General features: G+C 66.9%; 16 protein-coding genes. 2 read left to right on the top strand and 14 right to left on the bottom strand.

All coding sequences use genetic code 11. The annotated features are described in order from the left end of the window. Positions 1-74: 74 nt before the first annotated feature. From AC5RWO_RS20470 to AC5RWO_RS20450, 5 genes are all read right to left on the bottom strand, one after another. The gene (locus tag AC5RWO_RS20470) at positions 75-986 is read right to left on the bottom strand and encodes a hypothetical protein (RefSeq protein ID WP_498733639.1); all 912 of its coding nucleotides are present in this window, start codon (positions 984-986) and stop codon (positions 75-77) included. After that, a complete protein-coding gene (locus AC5RWO_RS20465; RefSeq protein ID WP_498733637.1) occupies positions 983-1,537 on the bottom strand; it encodes an RNA polymerase sigma factor in 555 nt (184 codons plus the stop codon). The genes AC5RWO_RS20470 and AC5RWO_RS20465 overlap by 4 nt, the downstream gene beginning before the upstream one ends. 249 nt (positions 1,538-1,786) lie before the next feature. Then, on the bottom strand, positions 1,787-2,593 hold the full coding sequence (locus tag AC5RWO_RS20460; RefSeq protein WP_498733635.1) for a carbon-nitrogen hydrolase family protein: 807 nt from the start codon (positions 2,591-2,593) through the stop codon (positions 1,787-1,789). A gap of 77 nt (positions 2,594-2,670) precedes the next feature. Further along, a complete protein-coding gene (locus AC5RWO_RS20455) occupies positions 2,671-4,083 on the bottom strand; it encodes a pyridoxal phosphate-dependent decarboxylase family protein (RefSeq protein ID WP_498733633.1) in 1,413 nt (470 codons plus the stop codon). Between the two features lie 43 nt (positions 4,084-4,126). Then, positions 4,127-5,416, bottom strand: coding sequence for an adenylosuccinate synthase (locus AC5RWO_RS20450; RefSeq protein ID WP_498733632.1), 1,290 nt, complete (start codon positions 5,414-5,416; stop codon positions 4,127-4,129). 233 nt (positions 5,417-5,649) lie between these two features. On the opposite strand from AC5RWO_RS20450, the gene AC5RWO_RS20445 reads away from it, so the two are divergent. Next, positions 5,650-6,525: a DUF72 domain-containing protein gene (locus AC5RWO_RS20445; RefSeq protein WP_498733716.1), complete on the top strand. Its 876-nt coding sequence runs from the start codon at positions 5,650-5,652 to the stop codon at positions 6,523-6,525. On the opposite strand, the gene AC5RWO_RS20440 is transcribed toward AC5RWO_RS20445, so the two are convergent. The 6 genes from AC5RWO_RS20440 to AC5RWO_RS20415 all read right to left on the bottom strand — a co-directional run bounded on the left by AC5RWO_RS20440 (position 6,489) and on the right by AC5RWO_RS20415 (position 12,075). Beyond that, positions 6,489-7,115: a thymidine kinase gene (locus AC5RWO_RS20440; protein ID WP_498733630.1), complete on the bottom strand. Its 627-nt coding sequence runs from the start codon at positions 7,113-7,115 to the stop codon at positions 6,489-6,491. The genes AC5RWO_RS20445 and AC5RWO_RS20440 overlap by 37 nt on opposite strands. A 71-nt stretch (positions 7,116-7,186) precedes the next feature. After that, the gene (locus tag AC5RWO_RS20435; RefSeq protein WP_498733628.1) at positions 7,187-8,332 is read right to left on the bottom strand and encodes an LPXTG cell wall anchor domain-containing protein; all 1,146 of its coding nucleotides are present in this window, start codon (positions 8,330-8,332) and stop codon (positions 7,187-7,189) included. Between the two features lie 283 nt (positions 8,333-8,615). Further along, positions 8,616-9,035, bottom strand: a complete 420-nt coding sequence (locus AC5RWO_RS20430) for a DUF3151 domain-containing protein (RefSeq protein ID WP_498733626.1) — start codon at positions 9,033-9,035, stop codon at positions 8,616-8,618. Next, positions 9,036-10,112: a class II fructose-bisphosphate aldolase gene (fbaA, locus tag AC5RWO_RS20425; RefSeq protein WP_169992393.1), complete on the bottom strand. Its 1,077-nt coding sequence runs from the start codon at positions 10,110-10,112 to the stop codon at positions 9,036-9,038. It abuts the gene before it with no gap. A gap of 40 nt (positions 10,113-10,152) precedes the next feature. Then, complete coding sequence (locus tag AC5RWO_RS20420; RefSeq protein ID WP_498733714.1) at positions 10,153-11,247, bottom strand: FUSC family protein; 1,095 nt, start codon at positions 11,245-11,247, stop codon at positions 10,153-10,155. A 114-nt stretch (positions 11,248-11,361) separates the two neighbouring features. Next, entirely contained in the window at positions 11,362-12,075 is a 714-nt protein-coding gene (locus AC5RWO_RS20415) for a TrmH family RNA methyltransferase (RefSeq protein WP_498733624.1), read from the bottom strand. A gap of 74 nt (positions 12,076-12,149) precedes the next feature. On the opposite strand from AC5RWO_RS20415, the gene AC5RWO_RS20410 reads away from it, so the two are divergent. Further along, entirely contained in the window at positions 12,150-12,944 is a 795-nt protein-coding gene (locus AC5RWO_RS20410) for an HAD-IIA family hydrolase (RefSeq protein ID WP_498733622.1), read from the top strand. A gap of 4 nt (positions 12,945-12,948) precedes the next feature. On the opposite strand, the gene AC5RWO_RS20405 is transcribed toward AC5RWO_RS20410, so the two are convergent. The 3 genes from AC5RWO_RS20405 to AC5RWO_RS20395 form a co-directional block, all read right to left on the bottom strand. Then, positions 12,949-13,959 carry a thioesterase domain-containing protein gene (locus AC5RWO_RS20405; protein WP_498733620.1) on the bottom strand — a complete coding sequence of 337 codons (1,011 nt, stop codon included), beginning with the start codon at positions 13,957-13,959 and terminating at the stop codon, positions 12,949-12,951. 39 nt (positions 13,960-13,998) lie between these two features. Continuing rightward, complete coding sequence (gene pyrE / locus AC5RWO_RS20400; protein ID WP_498733619.1) at positions 13,999-14,565, bottom strand: orotate phosphoribosyltransferase; 567 nt, start codon at positions 14,563-14,565, stop codon at positions 13,999-14,001. 222 nt (positions 14,566-14,787) lie between these two features. Then, positions 14,788-15,987 (bottom strand): ROK family transcriptional regulator, encoded by a 1,200-nt coding sequence (locus AC5RWO_RS20395; protein WP_498733617.1) that lies wholly within the window; start codon positions 15,985-15,987, stop codon positions 14,788-14,790. Between the last annotated feature and the right edge of the window lie 43 nt (positions 15,988-16,030).

Genomic DNA, 16,030 nt, shown 5'->3' with positions numbered 1-16,030 from the left:
GCTAAAAAGCCAGGCTCCGGGAAACCGGGGCCTGGCTTTTTGCCTGCGTTCTGGGGCTTGGTAGGTTCTGCGGCTCAGTCCCTGTCCGCTGCTTTGCCCAGGGTTCTGCCCAACCGCTCCACGGTTGGGTCCACGCCCTTCTCGACGATCTTTTCGACCGGACCGGATCGCTTTTCCGTCGCTCCGCTGCCCTTGCCCTCGACCTGGCCGGGCGCCTGCTTGTCCTGATCCTTGTTGATCAGCGGGGCACCTTCGACCGCACGCCGCACGAGCCGCTTCACGGGCTGCTCCGCCTTCCCGGCGTTCGGCGCGGCGTTCTGGACGGCCTCGTCGGCGGACTGGTGGGGCTTGGGGTCGGGCTTGTTCGCCTTGTCATCCGCCTTGGCCTTTACATTGGCCTGGCCGCCGGCCGGCTGGCCCTTGCCGGCCGCAGCCTTCGGTGCCGAACCCGGCGCGGGTGCCGCGGATGCCGCAGTGCCGGCATCGTTGCCGCTCTGGCTGCCGCGCTCCTTGGCAGCGGCCTTCACCGGCCCGCCGGAACGTTCAACGCGTTGCCCGGCTCCGGCGGGGATGTCAGCTCCGCCCGGCATGGCGACCACCGGTGGAAGCGCCGGCAGCGCACCGTCGGAGGCACCGCCGTCGTTAGCTTGGTTAGTAAGCTGGTCCGGCTCATCCGGCTGTACCAGCTCCACCGCGGTGTCCACGGCGGCGTACAGGTTCTCGCGGACCTCCTCGTTGGCCGCTACGGCGCCCACGCCCAGGCTCATGGAGGCGGCGACGACGACGCCGATGATGGCGCCCCGGCGCTTGCGGCGCAGCGGGACGACGTTGGGCTTGAAGAAGGCGGCAAGCTCCGGGGACGGCTCAGGAGCGGGGCCCTGGCCGAGGTCGCGGAGCTCGGCCAGCAGGGTGTGCAGTTCCGGGTAGTCGCCCGCGTCGGCGAGCAGATCCGCATCCGGCGCGCTGCCGGGACGTTGCTGGTTCATGATGCCCCTCCTACCTTGCTGCCGATGACCATGTCCTTAAGTTTCGCGAGTGCCCTGCGCTGGAGCTGCTTGACCGAGCCCTCCGACTTGCCCATGACACTGGCTACCTGGTCGATGGGCAGGTCCGCCACGATGCGCAGCGACAGGACTTCACGCTGGTCGGGGTTGAGGGCCTGCAGCAGTTGGACGACGTCGCCGCCGGAGCGGTCCACCACCACCTGTTCGGCCGAGACGACGGTCCGGGTGTCGAAATCCGGGTCGTACTCGGCGAGGTGGGGGTGGCGCGCACGGGCGCGGGCGGCGTCCACCACTCTGGCGTGGGCTACCGAGAACGTGAACGTCTTCAAACCTGCAACACCCCCGGTGACCTTGTCGAGTTTCTGGAAAACCGTCAGGAAGACTTCCTGGGCGACGGCTTCGGTGTCCTCAACGCCCCTGGCCTGCAGGTACCCCATGACCTTGGGCGACAAAGAGCGGTAAATCTTCTCAGCGGAACGGCCGTCTCCGGAAACAGCTGCCGACAGATCCTCATCTGTCAGCAATCCATCCACGGTTTTTCCTTTAAGTAGCGACTGGCCCGGCGTCCCTTATCATAGCCGTGCCACTCGCTCCGCGCTGGATGCAGCACCCGACGTTCGGTCGGGGCTCATCCAGAAGATGTGAAAGCCGCGCCACAGCTCGTTGGGGGGGAAGCTCTGGCGCGGCCTCTACATATAAGTAATCGAACCGGCTTGAGAAAAAGTTACGCGGTTTCAAAAAACTTTCTAAAAACTTTTTCCGGGCCGTCCCGGTGCCTGGCTTTAGTGGGCCTCAACCACGTCCACGGTGCTGGCCAGGCGCCGGTTCCGCAGCACCGGGAGGAACTCGCGGACCTCGTCGATGCGGCGGCGGGTCACGTCCACGGTGACAACGCCGCGCGGTTCGTCGTTGAGGTAGTCCTGCACGATGCCCATCGGATCGAGGATGGCCGAATGCCCCACGGTGTGGCTGCTGGAGGTGCCGGCCGCGGCCACCCAGCAGGTGTTCTCGATGGCGCGGGCCTTGAGCAGCGTCTCCCAGTGCTCGATCTTGTGGTCCCCCTTGAACCAGGCGGCGGCCACGCAGATCAGGTCCGCGCCCTGGTCCGCCAGGCCGCGGGCCATCTCCGGGAAACGCACGTCGTAGCAGGTCATCACGCCCACCCGCAGCCCGCCGATCTCCACGAGCTTCAGGCCTCCGTCGCCCGGCTTGATCTTGGTGGACTCCTGGTATGAGAACGCGTCGTACAGATGCAGCTTCCGGTACGTATCCACAATCCGGCCGGTCGCGTCCACGATCACGAGCGTGTTGTAGGGGCGCTCTTCACCGCTGGCCTCGTAGCCGCCGGCGATCAGGGCAACCCCGGTCTCCGCGGCGATGAACGAGAGCTTCTGGACGAAGGCGCTCCAATGCTCGTTGACGGCGGAGATCAGATTCCCTTCGACCTTGCCGACGGTGAACATGGACTCTTCGGGGAACAGGATCAGCTCGGCGCCCGCGGCCTTGGCCTCTTCGGCCTGCGCACGCATGACGCTGAGGTTTTCGTTGACGTCCCCGGAAGGATCGAATTGCCCAACACTGACCTTCATGATGCGCTCCCGTCTCGCTGGCGGCGTGTTTCATTCCAGACTACAGAACCCGCGGCACGGAATCTCCAAAGGGTTTTTCAGCGTCCGGCGCAGCGCAGGATCGCCTCCACGGAGCGGTCCGCGTCCTCCAGGGTGGTGGACCAGTTGCTCACGCTGATCCGCATCGCGGCCATGGCGTGCCAGGTGGTGCCGGAGAGCCAGAGCGTGCCGTCCTCCTGCACGCGGCGTACGACGTCGTGGGTAAAGTCGTCCCCGCCGACGCCGCTAATGTTTCCATCACCGCGTGGGATAAAGCGGACCAGCACCTGGTTGAGCACCACGTCGTTGAGGATTTCGACGCCGTCAACCTGGCCGAGCTGGGCCGCCATGTGCCGGGCCAGCGCGCAGCAATGCTCAACCATTTCCCGCACCCCGTCGCGGCCGAGGGTGCGCAGCGCCGCGTAGATCGGAAAGCCCCTGGCGCGGCGGGAGAACTCCGGCACCCAGGAGACTTCGTCGCGTTCCTGCCCGTATTCAAGGTAGGAGGCGTGCGGGGGCGCCATGGCCTTGACGTGCGCATCGGCGTCGGCGACAAACGCCAGGCCGGAATCGTAGGGGACGTTGAGCCATTTGTGCGCGTCCGTGGCCCAGGAATCGGCCAGTTCCACCCCGTCGAGCAGGGGCCGAAGTTCCGGGCTCACGGCGGCCCAGAGCCCGAAGGCCCCGTCCACGTGGACCCACGCTCCTTCGCGGCGGCGGACCAGGTCAATGGCGGCGCGGATCGGATCGAAGGAGCCGGTATTCACGTTCCCGGCCTGCAGGTTTACGATCAACGGATCCCGGTGCGGAATCCGCGCGAGGACTTTCTCGAGCTCCCGCAGCCGGATCCGGCCCTGGCTGTCCGTGGCCACGGTGTGCACGCGGTCGCGGCCGAGCCCCAGGTACTGCAGGGCGGACAGGACCGTGCTGTGCGCCTCGTCGCCGACCACCACTTCCACCTCGGGCGCGCCGAAAAGCCCGCGCCCGGTGACGTCCCAGCCCGCCCGCTCCAGCACTGCGGTGCGGGCGGCGGCCAGGCAGGTGAAGTGCGCCATCTGGCAGCCGGTCACCAGGCCGAACCCGCTGGCCGGCGGCAGGCCGAACAGCTCCAGCAGCCAGGCGCCCACGGCTTCTTCCACCACCGACGCTGCCGGTCCGGCCACGTAAAGTCCGGCGTTCTGGTCCCAGGTGGAGGTCAGCCAGTCCGCGGCCAGGGCCGGCGGCAGGGCCCCGCCGATAACAAAGCCGAAGTAGCGCGGTCCCGCCATCGCCACCGCGGCGCGGCCGCCCACCTCTGCCAGCTGCTCGATTACGGCCTGCGGTTCCTCGCCGGCCTCGGGCAGTGCGGTGATCAGTTCGCGGCGCAGGTCCGCCGCAGCCATGCCGCTCTTGACCGGCCGCTCAGGCAGGGCACGCAGGTACTCGGTGGCAAGCTCGGCAGTGCGCCGCAGGATGCCATAGTCATCCGCCATTCCTGCATGCTACGCCCAAACCCGGAGGCCGGACAGGGTACCGCTACTCGGCGATAAGGTCCCGCACCACGATGGTCTGGTCCCGGTCCGGGCCCACGCCGATGGCGGAGATCCGGGTGCCGGAGATGTCCTCGAGCGCCTTCACATAAAGCTGGGCGTTCGGCGGCAGATCCGCGATGCTCCGGGCGCCGGTGATGTCCTCGGTCCAACCGTCGAAGTACTCGAAGATGGGCTTGGCATGGTGGAACTCGGTCTGGGTCATCGGCATCTCGTCATGCCGGACGCCGTCGACGTCGTACGCCACGCACACCGGAATCCGCTCGATCCCGGTCAGCACGTCCAGCTTGGTCACGAAGTAGTCCGTGAAGCCGTTGACGCGCGAGGCGTGGCGCGCCAGCACAGCGTCGTACCAGCCGCAGCGGCGCGGGCGGCCGGTATTCACGCCGAACTCGCCGCCGGTCTTCTGCAGGTACTCGCCCATCTCGTCGAAGAGCTCGGTGGGGAACGGGCCGGCGCCAACGCGGGTGGTGTAGGCCTTGATGATGCCCACGGCACGGTTGATCCGGGTGGGGCCGATGCCCGAGCCCACGGACGCGCCGCCCGCCGTCGGATTGGAGGAGGTGACAAACGGGTAGGTCCCGTGGTCCACGTCCAGGAACGTGGCCTGGCCGCCCTCCATCAGCACCACCTTGCCGTCGTCGAGCGCCTCGTTCAGCACAAAGGTGGAGTCGATCATCATTGGGCGAAGCCGGTCGGCGAAGGACAGGAAGTACTCGACGATCTCTTCGACGTCGACGTCGCGCCGGTTGTAGACCTTGACCAGCAGCTCGTTCTTCTGGTGCAGCGAGCCCTGTACCTTCTGGCGCAGGATGGACTCGTCGAACACGTCCTGCACGCGGATGCCCAGCCGGGCCACCTTGTCCATGTAGGCGGGGCCGATGCCGCGGCCGGTGGTGCCGATGGCCCGCTTGCCGAGGAAGCGCTCCGTCACCTTGTCCATGGTCTGGTGGAACGGCGCCACCAGGTGTGCATTGGCTGAGACGCGGAGCTTGGACGTGTCGGCGCCGCGGGCCTCCAGACCGTCGATCTCCTCGAACAGGGCTTCCAGGTTCACCACGCAGCCGTTGCCGATGATGGGGGTGGCGTTGGGGCTGAGAATGCCGGCGGGAAGGAGCTTGAGCTCATACTTCTCACCACCGACGACGACGGTATGGCCGGCGTTGTTGCCGCCGTTCGGCTTAACCACGTAGTCCACGCGGCCGCCAAGCAAGTCCGTTGCCTTGCCTTTACCTTCGTCGCCCCACTGGGCTCCGACGATCACAATTGCTGGCATGGGATCCTCCCCCATTCAATGCGGCGGAAACCCTGCCAAGGGGAGAGGCAGGAAGCATCTGCCGCGCATGAGAACGCCCCGACTCCGGGTGGAGTTCTGGGGCTCTTACCTGCCAAGTTTAGCCGATGCGCCGATTAACCGCGGATTCCTGCGGCCGCGGGACGTCGCAATGTGTGCCGGGCTGGCTCTGGCCGGACGCGTCCGGCCGGAGTAGCGTGCTGAGCGTGGGGACTTTGAAGCCAGTTGCGCGCGTCGGCATCTCCGGATGGCGTTATGCCCCGTGGCGCGGAACGTTCTATCCCAAGTGCCTCCCTCAGCGCCGGGAACTCGAATACGCCGCGACTCACCTCGACTCGCTGGAAATCAACGGCTCCTTCTACTCGCTGCAGCGCCCGTCCAGCTGGCTGCAGTGGCGCGATGCCACTCCGGAGCATTTCGTCTTCGCGGTCAAGGGCGGCCGCTTCATCACCCACATGCGCCGTCTCCGCGACGCCCGCGGGGCGCTGGCGAACTTCTTCGCCTCAGGCGTGCTGGCGCTCGGCGGCAAGCTCGGCCCGTTCCTGTGGCAACTGCCGGAGACCCTCAAGTACGACCCAGACGTCGTCGAGGAGTTCCTGACATTGCTCCCCCGAACAACGACGGCGGCGGCCCACCTTGCGTCCGAACATACGGATTTGATGCGGGACAGGACCTGGTTCGACGTTAACGGGGACCGGCCGCTGCGCCATGCCATGGAGGTGCGAAGTTCCACCTTCGTCACCGAGGACTTCTATGCCCAGCTGCGCCGGCACAACATTGCCCTGGTCATGGCCGACAGCGCCGGAACCTGGCCGATGCTGCACGAGATCACGGCCGACTTCGCCTACGTCCGGCTGCACGGCAAGGACGAGCTTTACGTCAGCGGCTATGGCGATGCCGACCTGGATCACTGGGCGGACACGGTCCGCGGCTGGCTGGACGGCAGCGGCTGCCCCGACGGCGTGGGCCGGGACGCCTACCTCTACTTCGACAACGATGTGAAGGTCCGCGCACCGTATGACGCGATGGGCCTGGCGAAGCGGCTGGCGGACTCTCAGTTGCCGAGCCGGCCGCCGGACGCCTCCAGGTAGCAGTTCCCGCACAGCGATTCGTACGCGATGTCCTGGCCGTCGATGGCTACCTGCTCGCCGTCGAAAACAATCTCGTTTCCGATCCGCCGGGTGTTGAAGACCGCCTTGCGCCCGCACCGGCAGATGGTCTTCAACTCCTCGAGCGAGTGGGCCAGTTCAAGCAGCCGCCCGGCGCCGGGGAAGGCTGCCGTGCGGAAATCGGTGCGGATGCCGTAGGCGATCACCGGCACGCCGTCCAGCACCGCGATGCGGAACAGATCATCCACCTGGCCAGGCTCCAGGAACTGTGCTTCGTCCACCAGCAGGCAGGCCACCGGCTTGACCTCCACATGCTCCAGCAGGGCATCCGGATCGTCCCCGGAGGCGGCCTTGGCGAACAGCTCCCGGACGTTGTCGCCCGGGCGGATCAGGAAATCCACCTCCCGGGTCATGCCCATTCGGGAGACGATCGCGGTGTCGCCCTTGGTGTCGAGCTGGGGTTTGGCCAGCAGCACGCGCTGCCCGCGCTCCTCATAGTTGAAGGCAACCTGGAGCAGCCCGGTGGACTTTCCGGAATTCATCGCGCCGTACCGGAAGTAGAGTTTGGCCAAAATCGTACCTTTCAAAGCGGTCCAGCAGTCGATTCTACTGATCCGCAATGACGGTCCGGTTCAGCCGACGTTCAGGCCATACGGCGGCGCAAGGCGACCAGGGCGACGCCGAGAAGCAGCAATCCTGCTCCTCCCGCGGAGAGCCAGATGGTGCCCGCGGCGCCGGTCTCTGCCAACTGTCCAGCCGGAGCTGCGGCAGGGGCGGCGGCACTTTCGGCTGGCTTCTGAGCCGGCACCAGTGCGGCCGGGGCTACCTCTACGCTGGCCGGGGAGGCGGCCGGTGCAGGTTCGGTGGCCGGCGCAGCGGGGAAGGGCACATCCATCGGCCATTCCCCGAAGTTCTCAGGCCATTCTCCAAACTCAGCCGGCCATTCTTCGAGCCACTGGAACCATCCGTCCAGCTCCCGAATCAAGTCTTCCGCGGCGGCCGGATCGGAGGCGCCAAGTTCGCGGATCAGGGCTTCCAGACCTTCCCGGTCTCCCGTTTCGAGGTAGCGGACCATGAGGTCAACGATGTAGATCATGCCCTCGGACTCGAGCACCAGATCGATGTTCTCCTCCATCCAGCGGGCGATGGTCTCTTCGTCGCTGGCGGCGATGTCATCGGGGATGTTGAAGTCCGCGTGGGTCAGGGTGCGGCCGCCCACCACGATCGGTTCGAAGCCGGCAGGAACCGGGGCCTGAGGAGTAGAGGGCGTGGGAGCAGCCGGGGTGCCTGGTTCGACAACCGGGGCCAGCTCACTTCCGGCGCCGGGCGCCGGGTCAGTTCCGGCAACGGGCTCCTCCCCCACGCCACTGTCCGGCGCGGCAACGGCGTCGTCTTCCAGCGGGTCGACGCCTCCGCCGTTGCCACCGTCAACGTCCTCAGGCGGTTCCTCGACTGACCCCGGCGGCGTCCCGCCGTCGTCGTTGGTCTCGGTTTCCTCCACCAGCACGGGAATCAGTGCGTCGGCCAGCAGTTCTTCCGCCGGTACCGGAGCAGGTGCAGGTTCGACCGGCACAATTTCGGTGGCCGGTGCGGGTTCAGTCACCGGAGCCGCTTCCTGGACAATTTCCTCGAGGGAACCCAGGCCCGCGGCGGGCGCGGGGGCGGTATTTTCCGCGGCGGGAAGGCCTGACGGATCCTGCTGGTTGTCGGCCTGGGCCGGTGCGGCACCGAGGGCGAGTGTGGCGGCAACGGCGCCGGTGAGCAGCGCTGAGCGCAGTCGTGATGTCACGTGGATTTCCTGTCCCCAACTTGGCTGTGCAGGCAGGGCAGCACTCGCGCCAATCCGATGAATTCCGCGCCCTGCGGCCGGCTTCATCCGGACCTAAGCAGAAATATAAGTGATCCGGGACATATGCGCCAGTCGGAACGTTTTTCCCACTGCTTGGCTTCGTTAAACGAGTGGCGGGAACAGGGGCGCTATCACGCCGCTGCTCCCGCCTTTTCTCCACTTATTGCGTCAGGTTGCTGCGCCAGGAGGTCAGGAAGCCTCTGGCGCCGAGACCCGCCTCGATTCAGGAGGCCTCGATGGCAGCCTTCGCCTCGGGGTCCGATTCGTTCAGGAACTTGTCGATCCGGACTACTTCCTCGCCCTCGCCGATGGCTGCGGCAGCGCGCCCCAGCGCATACAGGGCGCGCAGGAAGCCCCGGTTCGGCTCGTGCTCCCAAGGGATGGGTCCGGCGCCCTTCCAGCCGGCCCGGCGCAGTGCGTCCAGGCCGCGGTGGTAGCCCACGCGGGCGAAGGCATAGGACTCGATGGTCCGGCCCTCGCCGTAGGCCTCTTCGGCCAGGATGGCCCACACCAACGACGACGTCGGGTGCTTGGCCGCGAGGTCGAGGGCCTCGTCGCCGGCGTCCAGCCGCGCCAGGACTTCGGTTTCCTCCGGCAGCTTCGTGGCGTCCGGGCCCAGCAGGTTCTTGCGGAACTCGGCCATCTATTTCACGGACTTTCCGGCCGAACCCAGCCGCTGGGCGGCCTCGACCACGCGGGCGGCCATGCTCTTCTCGGCAGCGGCACCCCAGACGCGCGGGTCATAGGTCTTCTTGTTGCCGACGTCGCCATCCACCTTGAGGACGCCGTCGTAATTAGCGAACATGTGGCCGGCCACCGGGCGGGTGAACGCGTACTGGGTGTCCGTGTCCACGTTCATCTTGATCACGCCGTAGGAAACGGCGTCCGCGATTTCCTGCTCGGAGGAGCCGGAGCCGCCGTGGAAGACCAGGTCGAACGGCTTCTCCTTGCCGATCTTCCCGCCGACCTCGTCCTGGATCTGCTTGAGCAGCTCGGGGCGCAGCTTCACGCCGCCCGGCTTGTAGACGCCGTGCACGTTGCCGAAGGTCAGGGCCGTGATGTAGCGGCCCTTCTCGCCGGCGCCGAGTGCCTCGATGGTCTTCAGTCCGTCGTCGACCGTGGTGTAGAGCTTCTCGTTGATCTCGTTCTCGACGCCGTCTTCCTCGCCGCCGACGGTGCCGATCTCGACCTCGAGGATCATCTTGGCCGCGGCGGTGCGGGCCAGCAGTTCCTCGGCGATGCGGAGGTTGTCTTCCAGGGTCTCGGCCGAGCCGTCCCACATGTGGGAGTTGAAAATCGGGTCCTCGCCGCGCTTGACGGCGGCCTCGGATTCGGCGAGCAGCGGCAGCACAAAGCTGTCCAGCTTGTCCTTGGGGCAGTGGTCCGTGTGCAGCGCAACGTTGATCGGGTACTTCTTGGCAACCTCGCGGGCAAACGCCGCAAAGCCCAGGGAACCGGCAACCATGTCCTTGACCCCTGCGCCGGACCAGTAGGCGGCGCCGCCGGTGGACACCTGGATGATGCCGTCCGAGCCCGCGTCGGCGAAGCCCTGCAGTGCCGCGTTCAGCGTCTGCGAAGAGGTGACGTTGATGGCGGGGTAGGCGAAGCCGCCGCTCTTGGCGCGGTCAATCATCTCGGTATAGATCTCAGGGGTTGCAATAGGCATGCGGACTCCTTGATAGATAAGTGAGTTCTCGAGGGAGGTGGCCTCTGTCTCCATCCTATCCAGTCGGCCCCGGCAGCGGGCCACCCGGATGGGTCTATGAAGCCGCCGTGAAGTCCTTGCGGCCGCGCGATTCCCCCGGGCCGTGCGGCGCGGCACCCCGCCGCGTGCGGACGGTAACCACCACGAGGATGCCGATCGCCGCTCCCACCAGCGTCTCTACACCGCGCTCGGTGACCAGCAGCAGCGGGTCCTCCGGGAACGCCAGCTGCGTCATGAGCAGAATGACCGGAGTGAAGGAGACCATCGCCAGCCCGTAATGCCGGGTCATGAACAGTTCCGTGGTGAATTGGAAAATGATCACGAGGAGGGCCAGCACTGCCGCCTCCTGCCCGGGAAAGAACTGCAGCGGTGAGGCGGGACCGGGAAAAAGTACGACGGCGACAATCGCCAGCCCGAGGAAGGTGCCGACAATCCGGTGCAGTCCGCGATGGACGCTGCTGGGCAGGTCCGCCCCGGCCAAGGGCACGGCTGCCGCAGCCATGGCCCAGTGCGGATGCCCGCTGCCGCTGAGGACGCCGACGGCTCCCGCGGCGCCGACGGCCAGCACGTAGCGCGCGGCGTGCACCGCGGTCTTCTGCCGGCCCAGAGGCACCGCAGCCCGGATGGCAGCCGGGTTCCAGGTCCGCAGCCTGATCCAGCCGCCGAAGCCCACCGCTATGGAGAACGCAGCGGATGCCGCGCAAATCAGTACGGCGGCGAGCATCGGAATGGTGGTGGGGACGGAGGCACAGGCGCCCAGGGCCAGGATACCGAAGAACGGCCCGCTCGGCCGGAGCCGCAGCCTGTCTGCTACCACGGAGCCCACCCCGGCGAGCAGCGCCTCGACGAGCACCAGTCCCCACGAATGGATGTGGGCGACCGACAGCAGGACGCCGACGGTCACGCCGGACAGGAGGAACAGGGCCGCCTGCGTCTGGTGCTTGAGCCGGAGCTGGTGTGGTTCGTTCCTGCCGTACATGCCCGTCAGCGCCCCGAAGACGGCGTAGATGATCAGGTCAGGCCGGCCCAGGAACAGCAGGGCGAGCGACGGCACGGCCACGCTCACCGCCACGCGAAATGCCGCCAGATGATCGTTGCTGGCCGGGCCGAGGGAATGCAGGGTGCGGACGTGGTGCTTGACCAGCTTCACCCGCACACCCCCTCATTGAACCAACTATCGGAAGTTAGCAGAGCGGACGGCGGGCCCCTATCCGCTCGTCACAGAAGTTCCCAAAGCGACACAAAGCACCCGCTGGGCGAAACCTTAGACGTGCTGTGCGAAGACGTGGCGGCGAACCCAGGCGTGCATTGCAATGGCGGCCGCGGCGGAGGCGTTGATGGACCGGGTCGAGCCGAACTGCGCAATGGAGAGCGTGGCATCGGCCACCTCGTGGACCTCCGGTGTCAGGCCGGGGCCTTCCTGGCCGAACACCAGCACGCAGTTTTCCGGCAGGTCGTAGGTTTCCAGCGGCACCGAGTCGGGAAAGTTGTCGATCCCGATCACCCGCAGCCCCTCCTCCTGCGCCCAGGTAACGAAGTCCTCCACCGTGGGGTGGTGGCGGACGTGCTGGTAGCGGTCGGTGACCATGGCGCCCCGGCGGTTCCACCGCCGTCGTCCGATGATGTGCACTTCCTTTGCCAGGAAGGCGTTGGCGCAGCGCACCACGGAGCCGATGTTCAGGTCGTGCTGCCAGTTCTCGATGGCCACATGGAAGTTGTGCCGGCGGGAATCCAGCTCCGCCACGATCGCCTCGTGCTTCCAGTAGCGGTACTCGTCCACCACGTTTCGGGTGTCCCCGTGGGCCAGTAGCTCCGGATCCCAGTGGTCGCCTTCCGGCAGCGGGCCTTCCCAGGGGCCGACGCCGACCGCCGGGGCCGCCGGTCCGGTTTCAACGGTCGCGGCGGCGGTATTCCCGGAGTCATCCCCGGGGTCCGTGGCAGGCACGGCCACGGTGAGCTGGTTGTTCGTCTCTTCCACCTCTCAAGGGTAGGTGACAGACTAAGGCCAGCCGCAAAGCGAATACCGACCCAACAGCAAGGAGCCCTGCATCTATGGCCAAAGCGGAGAGCCGGAAGCCCGCCGACATCGAATGCTGGCTCACGGACATGGACGGCGTGCTGGTGCACGAGAATTCGGCCATTCCGGGTGCCGCCGAACTGATCCAGCGCTGGGTGGACACCTCGCGGCGGTTCCTCGTGCTGACCAACAACTCCATCTACACACCCCGGGATCTGGCGGCCCGGCTGCGCCAGTCCGGCCTGGAAGTGCCCGAGGAGAACATCTGGACCTCGGCCCTGGCCACCGCGGAGTTCGTCAAGGACCAGATGCCCGGCGCGCGCGTCTATGTCATCGGCGAGGCGGGATTAACGACGGCGCTGCACGCCGCGGGCTTCATCCTCACCGACCAGGACCCTGACTACGTGCTGCTGGGCGAAACCCGGACGTACTCGTTCGAGGCCATCACCAGGGCCATCCGGCTGATCGTGGACGGCGCACGGTTCATCGCCACCAATCCGGATGCCACCGGCCCCTCGAGGGACGGGCTCATGCCGGCCACCGGCGCCGTCGCGGCCCTGATCAGCAAGGCCACCGGTCGGGCGCCGTACGTGGTGGGCAAGCCGAACCCGATGATGTTCCGCTCCGCGATGAACCAGATCGAGGCCCACTCGGAGACCACCGCCATGATCGGGGACCGGATGGACACGGACATCATCGCCGGTATGGAGGCGGGCCTGCACACCGTGCTGGTCTATACGGGGATTACCCGGCCCGAGGACGTCTCGGCGTTCCCGTTCCGGCCCAACCAGACGCTCAAGTCCGTGGCGGACCTGCTGCCCCAGCTGTAGGAACTCAGTAGAGCATCCGCCGTCCGCCGCCTGTTGGCAGCGGAAAGTGCTCTTCCTCCACCTGCAGGATCAGCGGCTGGTAGACGCCCGGGTTCCACTGCGGCGAAGCATGCGCCGGCACGGCACCTGCGGTCACCAGGTCGGCCGTAAGCATGCACGAAGCGTAGTTCACGCTCCAGCTGCGGCGGGCGGTGTTGTAGTCCACGGTGCCGTCATTCGGGTTGCCCATCCAGGAAATCATGGTGTCCCCGATGCTGTTCTGGAAACGCTTGGCATCGAAGTGGTAGATGTATGAGGACTGGGACTGGATCAGCGTGCTGGAGACGGCCAGCGGGGAGAGCTGTTCCAGGGTCTGGTCCATGATCTGGCGCCAGCTGCGCTCGTCCTTGTGCACAATCCGCTCGCCCAGTTCGTAGGTGCCGCGCAGGTAGCTGGGAACGCGGTAACCCGCCTCGTAGAAGAACACCACGCTGTCGAACATGGCGCGGTCCAGCACGTCGAACCGGCTGTAGGGGCTGCAGTCCATCATGATCAGCTCCACCGGAATGCCCTTGGCCAGCATGCGTGCGGTCATCTCCACCGCCACCATCCCGCCGAAGCTGTGGCCGTAGAAGTAGAGCTTCTCCAGGCTGTGCTCCGCGACGTGCTGCTCCAGCACCTCGGCCAGATGCTGCAGATCCAGTCCGCGGTTGGAATAGCCCGCCATCGCCATCTGTCCGCGCTGGGTCAGGGCCGGGCGCAGCGAGTTTAGGATGAACAGGCCTTCTTCCCAACTGGTCTTGTACCCGGGGAACAGTATCCAGCTGGTCTTCGGGAAGCGCGTTTCGGCGTATTCGTCCGGGAGCGTGAGGATCTGCGGCAGTTCCCGCTGCTCCTGGATGGCCCGCGTGACCGTCAGATCGGCCGCGGTGGCCAAACCGAAGGCGGCACTGACCAGGAACGAGCGCCGCGAGACACGATGCATTCCGGCGGCCAGTCTCAGCTGGTGGGCGTGCTCGCTGTCATGAATGTTCATCGTGCCGCCGGCCCGGCGCGTTGGCCGGGCCTCCCGGGCCTAGTCCAGGCCCAGCTCGTCCTTGCCGAAGACGAACAGGTAGGGAACGCCGGCTTCCTTTTCGATCCGTTCCTTGGCGCCGGTGTCCCGGTCCACGATGACGGCAACGGCCCTGACATCGCCGTCGGCCTTGCGCACGCCTTCCACCGCGGTCAGCGCAGAACCGCCTGTGGTCGAGGTGTCTTCCAGTACGACGACGCTGCGGCCGGAAACTCCCGGTCCTTCGACCTGGCGGCCCATACCGTAGGACTTCTGCGCCTTGCGGACCACAAACGCGTCGATGGCGCGGCCTGCATCCGCCGCGGCGTGCATGACCGCGGTACCGACGGGGTCGGCGCCCATGGTCAGTCCGCCTGCCGTTTCGAACTCGATGCCGGCTTCATCCAGCAGGCCGAGCATGACCTTGCCGACCAGCCGGGAGGCTTCGTGGTGCAGGGTGACGCGGCGCAGATCAATGTAGTAGTCCGCTTCGGCGCCGCTGGAGAGGGTCACCTTTCCACGGACGACGGCGAGTTCCTTGATCAGTTCGAGCAGGCGGGCGCGGTCATCCGCGGAAGTCTGGGTCATGGGCACCAGTGTAGTAGGCGGGCGCGCGGCGGCGGATTCGAGAGACGCAGGCCACTGCCGCTACGCTTTCGAGCCCATGTTTCGTTTTCCACACCCGCATGATTCCGTGGATTTTGGCAGCTAAACATGGACAGATACGCCTGAACATGGGCTCGAAGCCGAGAATCGCCCTGGCTGGAGGGTAGTTAGCGCCCCGGGAAGCCCCAGCGGCGTGAACGACGCTCAGCGCGCGGCGGCTTCGATGGCCTCCGGCGAAAGCACGTGGCTGATCGCCAGCGACGCCGCCCCCACCACCCCGGCCCGCTGGCCGGCAACGGAGGGCGCGATCCGCAGATGCTCGGTGGCCAGCGGCAGCGAGCGCCGGTAGACCACCTCGCGGATCCCGGCCAGCAGGTGCTCGCCCGCCTGGGCCAGGCTGCCGCCGATCACGATCACGGACGGGTTGATCAGGTTGACGCAGGTTGCCAGCACGTCGCCGATATCCCGCCCGGCCTGCCGCACCACCTGGATCGCCTGCAGGTCCCCGGCCCGGACCAGATCGATCACGTCCTGGCTCGTCGACGCCGTCCGCCCCTCTTTCGCGAGCACGTCGGCGAGCGCCGGGCCACCGGCAAGCGCTTCGAGGCAACCGGTATTGCCGCAGCGGCACTGCATGTCTTCGCCCCGCGGCACCCTGACGTGCCCCAGGTCCCCGGCCGTGCCCTGCGCGCCGCGCTGCAGTTGCCCGTTGGAGATAATCCCGGCGCCGATGCCCGTGGCCACCTTGATGAACATCAGCTCCTGCACCTCGGTCCAGGCGGTGGCCTGCTCGCCGAGCGCCATGATGTTCACGTCGTTGTCCACCAGCACGGGCACGTCGAAATGCCGCTGCACCAGCCCCGGCACATCCACGCGGTCCCAGCCGGGCATGATCGGCGGATTGATGGGCCGGCCGGTGTCGTGCTCCACCGGCCCGGGCAGCCCGATGCCGATAGCGCCCAGTTCTCGCGCCTGGCGTCCGGCCGTGTCAAGTAAGCGGCCCACCGCTGCGGCGAGCCACCCGAGCACCTCCTCCGGTCCGGCAGCGATGTTCAGGGCGGCCCGTTCTTCAGCCAAGACCGTGCCGGCCAGATCGGTCAGGATGACCAGCGCGTGCGTGGCACCGAGGTCCGCCCCGACCACCACGCGCGCGCCGGAATTCAAGGCAAACAACGACGGCGGCCTGCCGCCGGTGGAGACCGCCCCGCCGTACGGGGCGATGAAACCAAGCTTCATCAGGGTGTCCACCCGCAGGGCCACCGTGGATCTGGCCAGGCCGGTCAGCTGCGCCAGCTCGGCCCGGGTCCGCGGCTGCCCGTCACGCAGCAGCTGGAAAACGTCGCTGGCGCCGGGAGCCGGAAGGGCTGCGTTTCGCGGCGCGGAAGCCACCTGGGAGTTCGACACACTTTCAGTAAAGCATGCGGCACTTGCGTTCGTCTCTACTCGA

This window comes from Arthrobacter sp. B055-34, from assembly GCF_059090425.1.
Note: the sequence above shows the minus strand (reverse complement) of the source record. Positions and strands in the feature narration are given on the sequence as shown.

Coding starts and splice junctions, on each gene's coding strand:
- AC5RWO_RS20470 (WP_498733639.1), bottom strand. CDS start 986: ATGAACCAGCAACGTCCCGGCAGCGCGCCGGATGCGGATCTGCTCGCC.
- AC5RWO_RS20460 (WP_498733635.1), bottom strand. CDS start 2,593: ATGAAGGTCAGTGTTGGGCAATTCGATCCTTCCGGGGACGTCAACGAA.
- AC5RWO_RS20455 (WP_498733633.1), bottom strand. CDS start 4,083: ATGGCGGATGACTATGGCATCCTGCGGCGCACTGCCGAGCTTGCCACC.
- AC5RWO_RS20450 (WP_498733632.1), bottom strand. CDS start 5,416: ATGCCAGCAATTGTGATCGTCGGAGCCCAGTGGGGCGACGAAGGTAAA.
- AC5RWO_RS20430 (WP_498733626.1), bottom strand. CDS start 9,035: ATGGCCGAGTTCCGCAAGAACCTGCTGGGCCCGGACGCCACGAAGCTG.
- fbaA (WP_169992393.1), bottom strand. CDS start 10,112: ATGGAGACAGAGGCCACCTCCCTCGAGAACTCACTTATCTATCAAGGA.
- AC5RWO_RS20410 (WP_498733622.1), top strand. CDS start 12,150: ATGGCCAAAGCGGAGAGCCGGAAGCCCGCCGACATCGAATGCTGGCTC.
- AC5RWO_RS20405 (WP_498733620.1), bottom strand. CDS start 13,959: ATGAACATTCATGACAGCGAGCACGCCCACCAGCTGAGACTGGCCGCC.
- pyrE (WP_498733619.1), bottom strand. CDS start 14,565: ATGACCCAGACTTCCGCGGATGACCGCGCCCGCCTGCTCGAACTGATC.